11 protein-coding genes are annotated in these 12431 nt (G+C 73.2%); 5 read left to right on the forward strand and 6 right to left on the reverse strand.

Annotated features, from left to right (window positions below):
- Nucleotides 1-3 precede the first annotated feature (3 nt).
- The 3 genes from SJY14_RS10130 to SJY14_RS10140 form a co-directional block, all read right to left on the reverse strand.
- Complete coding sequence (locus tag SJY14_RS10130; protein ID WP_396598808.1) at nucleotides 4-1389, reverse strand: hypothetical protein; 1386 nt, start codon at nucleotides 1387-1389, stop codon at nucleotides 4-6.
- A gap of 115 nt (nucleotides 1390-1504) precedes the next feature.
- Complete coding sequence (locus SJY14_RS10135) at nucleotides 1505-2311, reverse strand: alpha/beta fold hydrolase (protein ID WP_396598809.1); 807 nt, start codon at nucleotides 2309-2311, stop codon at nucleotides 1505-1507.
- Nucleotides 2308-3447: an FAD-dependent oxidoreductase gene (locus SJY14_RS10140; protein WP_396598810.1), complete on the reverse strand. Its 1140-nt coding sequence runs from the start codon at nucleotides 3445-3447 to the stop codon at nucleotides 2308-2310. The genes SJY14_RS10135 and SJY14_RS10140 overlap by 4 nt, the downstream gene beginning before the upstream one ends.
- A 168-nt stretch (nucleotides 3448-3615) precedes the next feature.
- Between SJY14_RS10140 and SJY14_RS10145 the strand changes: the two genes are divergently transcribed.
- The 5 genes from SJY14_RS10145 (at nucleotide 3616) to SJY14_RS10165 (ending at nucleotide 10252) form a co-directional block, all read left to right on the forward strand.
- Nucleotides 3616-4560, forward strand: a complete 945-nt coding sequence (locus tag SJY14_RS10145; protein ID WP_396598811.1) for a septum formation family protein — start codon at nucleotides 3616-3618, stop codon at nucleotides 4558-4560.
- A gap of 75 nt (nucleotides 4561-4635) precedes the next feature.
- Nucleotides 4636-6105: a cardiolipin synthase gene (gene cls / locus SJY14_RS10150; protein ID WP_396598812.1), complete on the forward strand. Its 1470-nt coding sequence runs from the start codon at nucleotides 4636-4638 to the stop codon at nucleotides 6103-6105.
- Nucleotides 6106-6182: 77 nt separating this feature from the next.
- On the forward strand, nucleotides 6183-6761 hold the full coding sequence (locus tag SJY14_RS10155) for a DinB family protein (protein WP_396598813.1): 579 nt from the start codon (nucleotides 6183-6185) through the stop codon (nucleotides 6759-6761).
- Between the two features lie 99 nt (nucleotides 6762-6860).
- The gene (locus tag SJY14_RS10160; protein ID WP_071253519.1) at nucleotides 6861-8246 is read left to right on the forward strand and encodes a magnesium chelatase; all 1386 of its coding nucleotides are present in this window, start codon (nucleotides 6861-6863) and stop codon (nucleotides 8244-8246) included.
- 8 nt (nucleotides 8247-8254) lie between these two features.
- A complete protein-coding gene (locus SJY14_RS10165) occupies nucleotides 8255-10252 on the forward strand; it encodes a VWA domain-containing protein (RefSeq protein WP_396598814.1) in 1998 nt (665 codons plus the stop codon).
- On the opposite strand, the gene SJY14_RS10170 is transcribed toward SJY14_RS10165, so the two are convergent.
- Genes SJY14_RS10170 through SJY14_RS10180 form a run of 3 tightly spaced genes read right to left on the reverse strand, consistent with a single transcriptional unit; the run spans nucleotide 10221 to nucleotide 12340 of the window.
- Complete coding sequence (locus SJY14_RS10170; protein ID WP_396598815.1) at nucleotides 10221-10988, reverse strand: SCO1664 family protein; 768 nt, start codon at nucleotides 10986-10988, stop codon at nucleotides 10221-10223. The two genes, SJY14_RS10165 and SJY14_RS10170, sit on opposite strands and share 32 nt — an antisense overlap.
- 44 nt (nucleotides 10989-11032) lie before the next feature.
- Nucleotides 11033-11584, reverse strand: a complete 552-nt coding sequence (locus SJY14_RS10175) for a DUF3090 domain-containing protein (protein ID WP_396598816.1) — start codon at nucleotides 11582-11584, stop codon at nucleotides 11033-11035.
- Nucleotides 11585-11617: 33 nt separating this feature from the next.
- Nucleotides 11618-12340 (reverse strand): histidine phosphatase family protein, encoded by a 723-nt coding sequence (locus SJY14_RS10180; protein ID WP_396598817.1) that lies wholly within the window; start codon nucleotides 12338-12340, stop codon nucleotides 11618-11620.
- Between the last annotated feature and the right edge of the window lie 91 nt (nucleotides 12341-12431).

A 12431-nucleotide genomic window follows, 5' to 3' on the forward strand; every position in this document is an offset into this window, starting at 1 on the left:
AGCCTAGTCGCGAGCCGTCGAGCGGAACCCCGTGATCATCACCGCGACGATGAACGCCACGACCGCGGCGCCGAGCAGGGCGACGACGACCGAGACGGACGTGGACAAACCGGTCAGGCCCACGGCGCGCACGAGGAAGCCCTGCCACGCGAACGAGCCCAGGTCGCTCAGCAGCAGCCCGAAGCCCAGGACGGTGCCGACGACGACACCGGCCACGACGCCGATCGGACCGCGGCGGGCGACGCGCGTCGCGTCGTCGGGGCGGGTCGAGACCGACGCGAGCGCGGTCAGGCCGACGAGGCCGGTCGCGACGGGGACGCCGACGGTCGCGAGGACGGCCGAGGCGACGGCGAGGGCCGGGACGAAGGCCAGCACGACGGCCGCGACGACGACCAGGGCGGCCGTGGCGGCGACCACGAGCGCGAGGGGACGGCGCAGGAGGGGCGGGACGGGGGCGGAGGCGACCGCCTGCGTGGCGGAGGCCGACGTGGTCGGCGCGACCAGCGCCTCCTGGTCGGCTGCTGCCTGCTCGTCGACTGCTGCCTGCTCGTCGGCTGGCTCGGCCACTTCGGCCGCGGCGCCCGTCTCGCCCGCTTCGCGGACGAGGGGCCGGGGGCCGGTCGACGGGACGACGACGGGGGACGAGGCCGGGGCGGAGGCCGTGGGGCGGTCGTCGTCCGAGCCGGGGGCGAGCGGGGCGTCCGGCGCGTGCCCGGCCTCGACGACGGGACGGGCCTCGCGGATCGCGCCGGGGGGCACGACGGGGACGACCCCGGTGAAGCGGAGGCGCGTGGCCTCGAGTGCGCGGGCCGCCTCGTCCGTGCCGACACGGGTGATCTCGTCCTCCCACGAGGCGAAGCGTGCGGCCTCGACCTGGCGCAGGGCGAGCTGGGCCTGGACGACGGCCATCAGGTCGATCGTCGCGGTGTCCTCGAGGCGCTTCTCGACCAGGCGGGCGAGGACCTCGTCGTCGAGCGTCATCCGCTCGGGAGGCTGGGGCAGGTCGTCGGGCACCGACACGGCGAGCACCGGCAGCGTGATCGCCGAGGTGTCGACCGAGTGGCGGGCCACGCTCGCCGGGCGGGCCTCGAAGGCGTCGGTGGGCACGACGTCGTCGAGGACGACGTCGGCACGGTGCGAGGGGATCGAGACGGGGCGGGGTGCTCGGGGCGTCGCGGGCTCGGGGGTGACGTCCGCCTGGTCGAGGGAGGCCACGGGGGCGAGGGTCTGGTTCACGGGGTGGTGCTCCTGCTGGTCCGGGCGAGCGGAGGGCTCGGGGACGGTGTCGTCGAGGGGTGCGACGAACGTCACACGGCGCCGGTGGAACGTGACGTCGTCGTCGAGGGGTGCGATGCCCCCGACGCTCGCGGTCTGCACGTTGTCGGCCATGCTCGGATGGTAGGTGACGAACGACCTCGCGGCGGGCGGACTCGCCGGTCCGACCGGCACATTCCCCGTTGCGAGCCGATCTGCCGATCGCCCGGTGCCCGTGACGATCGGGGCGTCAGGAGGCGCGGGTCAGGTGGGCGAGCACCTCGCGCGCGACCCCGCGCGAACCCAGGCCGAGGTGACCGGACCGAGGGTGCACGGCGAGCGTCGCGTCCGGCAGGCCCGCCACGGTGCGTGCCACGAGGTCGAGCGGGTAGAAGCCGTCGGCGCCCCCGGCCACGACGAGCGTCGGCGCGGTGACCTCGCCGAGGCGGTCGCCCACGTCGAACGAGTCCTCGGCGTCGAGCGTCACGACCAGGTCGTCGTGCCGGTCGCCGACGACGACGTGGTGCGCCACGCGTCCGAGGCGCCGCAGGGCGTTCGAGGCGGGGACGCCGGTGGTCGTCTGACCGAGCATGGCGGCCGAGGCACCTGGCGCGTCGCCGGCCCGGAGGCGCTCGGTGGTGCGCCGCTGGGCCTCGCGCCCGCCGTCGCCCAGCCGGTGGGCGGCCGACACGAGGACCAGTCTCCGCACCAGCTCGGGGTGGTCGACGGCCAGCTGCAAGGCGATGCTGCCGCCCGTCGAGGTGCCGACCACGTCGATCGGTTCGTCACCGATCTCGGCTACGGCCCGGGCCACGTCGTCGGCGAGGTCGCTCATCGTGGTGCCCTCGGGCAGCCCACGGCGACGGCCGAGCGTCCACAGGTCGACCTCTCGGACGAGTGTCGCCGTCTCGAGCCGCAGCAGGGTGCGATCCCAGGTCGTGGGGTGGTGGCGGCCCGGCCCGACCCCGGGCAACAGGATCGTGGCTCCGCCGCTCCCCCGGCGTACGAAGGGCTGGCCCGCCACGGTGCCGCGGATCGTCGCGGCCCGGCGGGTCACGGTCGACCCAGCCGGCGGAACCGTGCCGGGGCCTCGCCGCCCTCGACGAGGTCGACGAGGATCGACCCCACGAGCGGCGTGAACTTGAAGCCGTGTCCGGAGAAGCCCGCCCCCACCACGACGGGACCGACCCGGTCGAGCACGAAGTCCTCGTCGTCGGTCGTCGTGTACGTGCAGCTGATCGGGTCCGCCGTCTCGGCGTCGACGCCGGGCAGCCACTCCCGTGCGTAGCGCCGCAACTGCTCGAGCTGCTCGGGGTCGGGCTCGAAGGACCGGCGGTCGGGGTGCACGACGGGGCCGGCTCCGTGCCAGCCCGCCTTGACGCCCTCGCCCGGCGTGAGCATGCCGTAGACGACGCTCGGCCACCACGACTCGGCGGGACGGTCGGGATCGGGACGGTGGTTGAAGCTCGGCCACACGGCCTCGGGGTCGGTCACGGCGAAGTGCGCGGGTTGCTCCTGCGTCACGGTGAGCCGAGGGAGGCGGACGAGGCCGCCGACGACGTCCTCGGTCCACGCGCCCGCCGTCACCACCACGCGCCGGGCGACGATCTCGTCGTCGGCCGTGACGACCCGGACGCGCTCGGGCCCCTCGACGTGTAGGCCCGTGACCGGCGTCGACCAGCGCAGTCGCGCCCCGTGGGCCGTCGCCGCCCGGGCGAGGGCCACCAGGGCCTCGGCGGCGCGGATGCGTCCGCTGCCGGGCACGTGCAGCACCTCGGTCTCGAAGCGGATGCCCCTCCACCGCTCCCCCGCGTCCTCGGCGGCGACCAGTTCGCTGGGGACGCCCGCATCGACGTGCAGGGCCCTCATGCGGCGGAGCATCGCCGGGCGGCCGTGGTTGACGACCCCGACGAGGTCGAGGAGCGGGGTGCCGGTCTCGTCGGCCAGCGCGTCCCACCGCACCCGCGCCTCCTGCACGAGCGCGACGTAGTCGGCGTCGTCGTAGGCGACGTTGAGGTTGCGGGTCGCGCCGTGCGAGGCACCCCGGTGGTGCCCCTGCTCGAACCGCTCGACGAGCACGACCTCGTGACCGCGCGACGCGGCCTGCCAGGCCGTCGCGAGGCCCATGGCTCCTCCGCCGACGACGACCAGGTCGACGTCGGCGCGGGGCGGACTCGGGTGACCGGACGACATCCCCCGAGCATAGGAGGCGCGGTGCGGCCCGGCCCTGCCGGCTCGCGCCCCGAGGCACGCCCGCCTCCCTGGCCCGCCGACGGGGGGCTGCTGCCGTCGCGCCGGGTGCCGGTAACATCCCTCGACGGCCGCCGCGGGATGCGGTGCGCGCAGCAGCAGGGGGACCTCGTGGACCGACCAGACGACCAGACGACGACCGCGGGACCCTCGGGGGCGACCCCCGTGTCCGTCGTGGCCGAGGGACTCGTGCAGCGGTTCGGGCCGCTCGAGATGCGCGTCCTGCCCAGCGACTACCCGACCGGCGCCGTCGACGTCCCGGGAGCCGGCCACCCCGAGATGCTGCGCGTCCGGCTGGGCGCGACCGAGTTCCTCGACCTGGGGCACGACGGATCGCACTGGTTCGCGGTGCCACTGCGCATCGACGCGTCGGGGCCCACGCCCCTCGACCAGCGGCGACGTGACCCCCTCGGCGTCGGCGTCGGTGAGGCGACGTCCGCGGTGCTCGACGCGGCCTCGGCCACGGTGCGGCGCTGGGCCGCCCTGGTCCCGCCCGAGTCGCGCCTGGGCACGGCCTGGCCCTCGCCGCAGGCGTTCACACCCGGTGCCGTGGCGGCCGTCCCGGCTCCTAAGCGGTCGCGAGGCGTGCTGTTCGGCGTGCTGGGCGCGGTCGGCGTCATCGCCTTCGGCGGGGTGTCCTTCGCCCTCTACCAGGCCAACGGCGGCGAGGGTGGCATCGTCGAGACCGGGTCCGAGCTCGTGACCGAGCTGACCACCGGGGACTGCTTCGACATGACGAACGGCGTCGACGACGACATGCAGACCTTCGTCGACGTGACCGCCTGCGGCGAGGTGCACCACTTCGAGGTCTTCGCCGAGCCGAACCTCGACGACGCCGCGTTCCCCGGTGACGACGAGGTCACGCGGCTCGGCGACGACGCCTGCTACGAGGCCTTCGACGACTACGTCGGGTCGACCTGGGAGGACTCGGCCCTCGACTACGGCTATTTCACGCCGACCGAGGACACCTGGGCCACCGGCGACCGCGAGGTGACCTGCTACCTCGCGACGGCCCCCGAGGGCGAGTCGGCGAGCCTGGCGGGCAGCGGCCGCTGACCGGCCCCGGCGCCGTGGAGACGCCGGGGCGAACGGGGGCGGCCTCGCAGGGCCTCGACCTGCGATGATCGGCGGATGACCTGGCGCAAGCTCCTCAAGGCGTTCCCGACCGTGATCCTGGTGGTCGACATCCTCATCAGGATCGTGTCGGTGGCGGTCGTGCCGCGCAACCGGCGTCCGAGCTCGGCCATGGCCTGGCTGATGGCGATCTTCGTCGCGCCGATCCCGGGCAGCGTCCTCTACGGCCTGCTCGGCAGCACGAAGCTGCCGAAGGATCGGCGGGACAAACAGCGCGAGATCAACTCGCTCATCCTCGAGAACACGCAGGGCCTCGACAACCGCGTGCCGACCGACACCCAGCCGCCGTGGTTCGGCACGGTCGTCCAGCTGAACCGCACGCTCGGCGCCATGCCCTTGATCCCCGGCAACACGGCCCGACTGCTGCCGGACTACGCCGGGTCGATCGCGGCCATGACCGAGGCGGTCGACGCGGCCGAGCGGTACGTCCACGTCGAGTTCTACATCCTCACGCGCGACGAGTCGACCTTCCTCTTCTTCGACGCCCTCAAGCGGGCCCACGACCGCGGGGTCAAGGTCCGCGTGCTCTACGACCACTGGGCGACGATCCGCAACCCGCAGGGCCGCGTGACGCGCACCTGGCTCCGGGACGCCGGCATCCGCTTCGAGGAGATGCTGCCGTTCCACCCCACGAAGGGCATGTGGCGGCGACCCGACCTGCGCAACCACCGGAAGATCGTGGTCGTCGACGGCGACGTCGCCTTCACCGGGTCGCAGAACATGACCGACCCCAGCTACAACAAGCGGGGCAACATCCGGCGGGGCCTGCAATGGAAGGACCTCATGGTGCGCGTCGACGGGCCCGCCGCGGTGGGCCTGAACGCCCTCTTCATCACCGACTGGTACAGCGAGACCGACGAGCTGCCCACCGACGCCGAGGCCGAGCCGCTCGTCGAACGCCGCTCGGGCGACGACGCCTACGAGTGCCAGGTCGTGCCGAGCGGGCCCGGGTTCGACGGTGAGAACAACCTGCGGCTCTTCAACGCCCTGGTCTACGGCGCACAAGAACGGCTGATCATCGCGAGCCCCTACTTCGTGCCCGACGAATCGATGCTCTACGCCATCACCACGGCCGCCGAGCGCGGCGTCGACGTGCAGTTGTTCGCCTGCGAGGTCGCCGACCAGTTCCTCGTCTACCACGCCCAGCGGTCGTACTACGAGACGCTGCTGCGGGCCGGCGTGCGCATCTTCCTCTACGAGAAGCCGATCGTGCTGCACTCGAAGCACTTCACGGTCGACGACGACGTGGCGGTCATCGGGTCGAGCAACATGGACATGCGATCGTTCAGCCTGAACTTCGAGGTGTCGCTCATGGTGCGGGGAGCCGGTTTCGTCGACCAGGTCCGCGAGATCGAGGCGGACTACCGCGAGAAGTCGCACGAGATCACGCTCGCGGGCTGGCTCACGCGGCCCGCTCCCCTGCAGGTGCTCGACAACGTCGCGCGTCTCACGGCGGCGGTGCAGTAGGTCGCCCCCTCCCGGCGGCCCTGCCCGGGGGTGGTCCGCCGGTGGACGGGGGGCGCGGCGACGGGCAGAGTGTCGGCATGGACCAGAAGGAACACCTCAGCCGGTACCTGACCCGTTCGCGCGACGACCTGGTGCGCAAGCTCGTCGGGCTGTCGGAGTACGACGTCCGTCGCCCGCTGGTGCCGAGCGGCACCAACCTGCTCGGGCTGGTCAAGCACGTCGCCACCGTGCAGCTCGGCTACCTCGGCGACGTCTTCGGTCGACCGAGCGGCATCGAGACGCCGTGGCTGACCGACGAGAGCGAGCCCGAAGCCGACCTGTGGGCGACACCCGACGAGAGCCGCGCCTTCGTCGTGGATCTCCTGCAGCGGTCGAACGCCCACGCCGACGAGACGGTCCGGGCGTTGTCGCTGGACGCCCCGGGCGACGTCCCCTGGTGGGGACCCGACCGCCGTGCCGTCACGCTGCACCAGATCCTCGTGCACCTGACCGTCGAGACCGCGCGGCACGCGGGCCACGCCGACGTCGTCCGCGAGCTGATCGACGGAGGCCTCGGCAACGGTCCCGCCGACCCGAACGTGCCCGACCGCGACGCCGACGGATGGCGTCGACACCACGACCGCGTCGAAGCGGCCGCCCGCGCCGCCACGGGCTGACCGTCAGGCGACGGATGTCGTCGACCCCCCACGTCTCGGCAAGCTCGCAGGAGGTGCCCCTCGCGAGGTCCGGGTCGGGAGCGTAGCGTCGCCGGGGTGATGCCTCCCTCCGCGAGAACCGTCGGCGAACTCAGGCGCTCGGGCCACGTCCCGAAGCCCCTCCGCACCGAGATCCGAGACAACCTGCTCGACGCGCTGAGAGAGGGTCGCGACCCCTGGCCGGGACTCCACGGCTTCGGGTCGACGGTCATCCCCCAGCTCGAACGGGCGTTGATCGCGGGCCACGACATCGTCCTGCTGGGTGAACGCGGTCAGGGCAAGACCCGCCTGCTGCGGACGCTCGCGGGTCTGCTCGACGAGTGGTCCCCGGTCATCGAGGGGTCCGAACTCGGCGAGCACCCGTTCGAGCCGATCACGACCGAGAGCCGTCGTCGAGCCGCCGACCTCGGCGACGACCTGCCGGTGGTCTGGCGGGGACGCGACGAGCGCTACGTCGAGAAGCTCGCGACGCCCGACACGAGCGTCGCCGACCTGATCGGCGACGTCGACCCGATGCGCGTGGCCGAGGGACGCAGCCTGGGCGACCCCGAGACGATCCACTTCGGGCTGATCCCCCGCGGCCACCGCGGCATCGTCGCGGTCAACGAGTTGCCGGACCTCGCCGAACGCATCCAGGTGGCGATGCTCAACGTGATGGAGGAGCGCGACATCCAGATCCGCGGGTACGTCCTGCGGCTGCCCCTCGACGTGCTCGTCGTGGCCAGCGCCAACCCCGAGGACTACACCAACCGTGGTCGGATCATCACGCCCCTGAAGGACCGCTTCGGCGCCGAGATCCGGACGCACTACCCGACCGAGCTGGCCGACGAGGTCGCGGTCGTCCGCCAGGAGGCCGACCTCGTCGCCGAGGTGCCCGACCACCTCGTCGAGATCCTGGCCCGATTCACCCGGGCCCTGCGCCAGTCCCCCTCGGTCGACCAGCGCAGCGGCGTCAGCGCGCGCTTCGCGATCGCCGGGGCCGAGACCATCGCGGCCGCGGCGCTGCACCGCGCGACCCGACAGGGTGAGGACGAGGCCGTCGCTCGCCCGATCGACCTCGAGACGGCCGTCGACGTGCTCGGCGGCAAGATCGAGTTCGAGTCGGGCGAGGAGGACCGGGCCGAGGAGGTCCTCGAACACCTGCTGAGGACGGCGACCGCTGAGACCGTCCGTGCCCACTTCCGCGGGCTCGACTTCGACGCCCTCGTCGACGCCCTCGAGTCGGGTGTCATGGTGACGACTGGTGAGCAGGTGACCGCCCGGGACTTCCTGGCCGGATTGCCCTCGCTCGGCGAGGACGACCTCTACGATCGCGTCGCCGAACGGCTCGGCGCGACGTCCGACGGCGGGCGCGCCGGGGCCATCGAGCTGGCGCTCGAGGGCCTCTTCCTGGCCCGGCGCGTGAGCAAGGAGAGCGGCGACGGTGAAGCGGCCTACGGGTTCTGAGGTGCGACGTGGCTAGGGCGAACCGGCGGTTGCACCGGGCCGCGCGCTACCAGAGGTACGCCGACGGTCCCGACCCGCTCGCGCCTCCTGCCGACCTGTCCGAGGCGCTCGACGCCGTCGGGCGCGACGTCATGGCCGGCACGAGCGCCGAGGCGGCGCTCCGCGAGTTCCTCCGCCGTGGGGGCCGCGACCAGACCGGCCTCGACGACCTCGCCCGACAGGTCGCCGAACGTCGGCGGGCCCTCACCCGGGACCACCACCTGGACGGCACGCTCCAGGAGGTCCGCGGACTGCTCGACCGGGCCCTGCGAGCCGAACGCGCCCAGCTCGCCCGCGACGTCGACCTGGACGACGGCGACCGAGCCCTGGCCCAGCTCCAGCTCGACAGCCTGCCCCCGTCCCCGGCCGGCGCCGTCGCCGAGCTGTCGGACTACCGCTGGCAGAGCGGCGAAGCCGGTCAGGCGTACGAGCAGATCAAGGACCTCCTCGGCCGCGAGATGCTCGACCAGCGGTTCGCGGGGATGAAGGGTGCCCTCGAGAACGCGACCGACGCCGATCGCGCGGCCGTCGCCGAGATGCTGCGCGACCTCAACGCCTTGCTCGACGCCCACGCCCGCGGCGAGGACACCCCTGAGCAGTTCGACGACTTCATGGCGAAGCACGGCGACTCGTTCCCCGAGCAGCCGTCCGACGTCGACGAGCTGATCGACGCCCTCGCCGCCCGGGCCGCGGCCGCCCAGCGGCTGCGCAACTCGATGTCGGCCGAGCAGCGTGCCGAGTTGGACGCGCTGGCGCAGCAGGCCTTCGGCTCGCCCGAGCTGATGCAGTCGCTCGAGCAGCTGGACGGCACGCTGCGATCGCTCCGGCCGGGCCAGGACTGGAGCGGAGCGGAAGGTCTCGACGGCGAGCAAGGCCTCGGGCTCGGTGACGGCACGGGGGTCTTCCAGGACCTCGCCGACCTCGACGCGCTCGCCGAACAACTGGCCCAGCAGTCGCGCGGGTCGTCGCTCGACGACGTCGACCTCGACGCCCTGCGCCGCCAGCTGGGCGAGCAGGCCGCCGTCGACGCCGCGGCCCTGCGGCGGCTCGAGAAGGCCCTCCGCGATTCCGGTGCCCTCCGCCGTCGCGCCGACGGCACGCTGGCCCTGACGCCCCGGGCCATGAGACAGCTCGGCAAGACACTGCTGCGCGACGTCGCCGCGAAGATGTCGGGACGAGCGGGGAGGCGCGAGTTGCGGTCCGCGGGAGCCCTCGGCGATCGCTCCGGCGCGAGTCGCGAATGGGCCTTCGGCGACACCGAGCCGTGGGACGTGACCCGGACGATCACGAACGCAGTCACGCGGACCGCCGCCGCGGGCGGCCGGACCGACGGCGGGGTGCGGATCGAGATCGGCGACGTCGAGGTGCACGAGACGGACGCCCGGACGCAGGCCTGCGTCGCCCTGCTCGTCGACACGTCGTTTTCGATGGCGATGGAGGACCGCTGGGTGCCGATGAAGCGCACGGCCCTCGCCCTGCACACCCTGATCACGTCGCGCTTCCGCGGAGACGACCTGCAGCTGATCGGGTTCGGCCGGCACGCCGAGGTCATGCCCATCGAGCAGCTCGTCGCCCTCGACGCCAAGTGGGACAAGGGCACGAACCTGCACCACGCGCTGCTGCTCGCCAATCGGCACTTCCGCAAGTACCCCACGGCACAGCCCGTCCTGCTGATCGTGACCGACGGCGAGCCGACCTCGCACCTCGAACCCGGCGGTGAGGTCTTCTTCGACTACCCGCCGCACCCCGTGACGATCCTGCGGGCGGTGGAGCAGCTCGACGTGGCTCGCCGGCTCGGCGCGCACACGACGTTCTTCCGGCTCGGCGACGACCCGGGGCTCGCCCGCTTCGTCGAGGGGATGGCGCGGCGCGTCGACGGCACGGTGACCGCCCCCGACCTGGACGACCTCGGGGCGGCCGTCGTCGGGTCGTACGTCAGAACACGGGCCACGGAACCGCCGGCATAGGGCCGTGCGGCTCGGGGAAGACGGGCGACGCGAGGAGGCGCGCGCAGCGATCGTCAAGCGCCTCGAGTTCGTCGGGGGTGAGGAGCGGAGCCAGGGTCGAGCCCAGTGAGCCCGAGAGGGCGGATCGGACGCGGCCGACCCCGTCGGCCTCGTCCGCGGTCAGCGGGTCGCCGATCCACCCCCACAGCACCGTGCGCAGCTTGTGCTCGGCGTGGAAGGTGAGGCCGTGGTCGACGCCGTGCCGCCGCCCGTCGGGCAGCGCGAGCACGTGGGCGCCCTTGCGGTCGGCGTTGTTGACCACGACGTCGAAGACGGCCATGCGGCGGAGCGCCTCGCTGTCCTCGTGGATCAGGGCCACCGGCCCGTCGTCGCCGTCACCCTCGAGCACGAGCCGCCATCCGTCGTCGGGCAGGTCGTCGACCGGCACGAGGTCGACGGCGTCCTGCTCCGGGTCGACGTCCTGCCAGAGCTGGACCATGCCCTCGCCGAGCGGACCGTCGCGCAGCCAGGTGCGCGGCACGACGTCCCAGCCCAGGGCCTCGGAGACGAGGTAGGCCGCGACCTCGCGGTCGGCGAGCCGTCCGTCCGGGAAGTCCCAGAGCGGCCGTTCGCCGGCCACGGGCTTGTAGATGACCGACACGTCGCCGAGGCGGGCCAGGAAGGACGCGTTCGAGGCCGTGCGGATGCGCCCGGTGAGCTCGAGTTCGACGTCGTCCGAGGGAAGGCCGTCGGTCACCTCGGTCACCTCGGTCGGCTCGTCCTCCGCCGACGCCGACGGCATCAGACCTCGCCGGGGAGGACGCAGACGTGACCCTCGGGGTCGATCGGCTGGCCACAGAAGGGGCAGAGGGGCCGACCGGCCCCGACGATCTCGAGGGTGCGCGCCGCGAACGCCCGCGCCGTGCCGACGGGGATGCGCACGACCATGACCTCGTCGGGCTCGAGCTCGGTGACGTCGGCCTCGGCGTCGTCGCCGACCTCGACCAGCGGGAACGCCTCGATGACGACCTGGGCGGTGAACGGGTCCCAGCCGAGGCTGAGGGCCCCGGCCCGGAACTCGGGTTCGACGGGTTCGTCGAGCGGCTCGTTGTCGACGAGCTCGACCGGGATGCCGGTGGGCACGCTGACCGGGTTGCCGTCGGCGGCCATCACCTGGTCGAGGATCTCGTCGATCTTCTCGGCGAGGGCGGCCGACTGCATCTTCTCGAGGCCGACGCTCGTGACGCGTGCCCCGTCACGGGCCTGGAGGTAGAACGCACGGGAACCGGGACGACCGACGGTCCCGACGACGACTCGGTCCGGCCAGTCGAAGGTGTGGACGATGGAGGGCATGCCGCGAGTCTACGAGCGCCCCGTCGTCGACGCTCAGGTCGCTGGAGCCTCGTCGACGGCCGCCTCGCCGTTCGCCGGACCCGCGCCTCCCCCGACGGCGGCGTCGGCGGCGGGAGCCGCCTGCCGCAGCCACGAGAGGTCGCCCGAGTCGGTGTTCGTCGCGACGACGTCGGGTCGGCTCGGCCCGTAGCGCACGATGGACACCGAAGCCGGGCCGACGGTGATGCGCTGGAAGAGGTCGAGGTGCATGCCGTAGGCGTCGGCGAGGATCGACTTGATGATGTCGCCGTGGCTGACGGCGACCCACACGGCGCCCGGACCGTGTTCGGCCTCGAACGCGGCGTCGTGACGACGAACCGCCGCGACCGCCCGGGCCTGCATGGTCTGCAGGGACTCGCCGCCGGGGAACACCGCGGCCGACGGCTGGTTCTGCACGACCGACCAGAGCGACTCGCCCGCCAGCTCCTTGAGCGGCCGACCCTGCCAGTCGCCGTAGTCGCACTCGGTGATGCCGCGGTCGATCGGTGTCACCGGCGTGCCGGACTGGCGGTCGAGGATCGCCCTCGCCGTCTGACGGCAGCGCTCGAGGGGGCTCGACACGACGCCGACGAGCGGCACGACGGCGAGCCGCTCGGCCGTGCGCCGCGCTTGCTCGCGTCCGACGTCGTCGAGCCGGACGCCCGCCGTCCGTCCGGCGAGCACGCCACTGGCGTTGGCGGTGGTGCGTCCGTGTCGGACGAGGACGAGTGTGGCCATGCCCCGAGCCTAGACACCGGAACCCGACCGGCGACGCCGGGAACCGGCCCACCCGCGTCGGGAACCGACCCGACGAGGAGGCGCGGTGCCG

The sequence above is a fragment of the Frigoribacterium sp. R86507 genome, assembly GCF_044597695.1.
Classification (GTDB): Bacteria; Actinomycetota; Actinomycetes; order Actinomycetales; family Microbacteriaceae; genus Frigoribacterium.

What these genes read in the sequence shown, in the direction of transcription:
- SJY14_RS10130 (WP_396598808.1), bottom strand. Translation starts at nt 1,389, where the DNA reads ATGGCCGACAACGTGCAGACCGCGAGCGTCGGGGGCATCGCACCCCTC.
- SJY14_RS10155 (WP_396598813.1), top strand. Translation starts at nt 6,183, where the DNA reads ATGGACCAGAAGGAACACCTCAGCCGGTACCTGACCCGTTCGCGCGAC.
- SJY14_RS10160 (WP_071253519.1), top strand. Translation starts at nt 6,861, where the DNA reads ATGCCTCCCTCCGCGAGAACCGTCGGCGAACTCAGGCGCTCGGGCCAC.
- SJY14_RS10140 (WP_396598810.1), bottom strand. Translation starts at nt 3,447, where the DNA reads ATGTCGTCCGGTCACCCGAGTCCGCCCCGCGCCGACGTCGACCTGGTC.
- SJY14_RS10175 (WP_396598816.1), bottom strand. Translation starts at nt 11,584, where the DNA reads ATGCCCTCCATCGTCCACACCTTCGACTGGCCGGACCGAGTCGTCGTC.
- SJY14_RS10180 (WP_396598817.1), bottom strand. Translation starts at nt 12,340, where the DNA reads ATGGCCACACTCGTCCTCGTCCGACACGGACGCACCACCGCCAACGCC.
- cls (WP_396598812.1), top strand. Translation starts at nt 4,636, where the DNA reads ATGACCTGGCGCAAGCTCCTCAAGGCGTTCCCGACCGTGATCCTGGTG.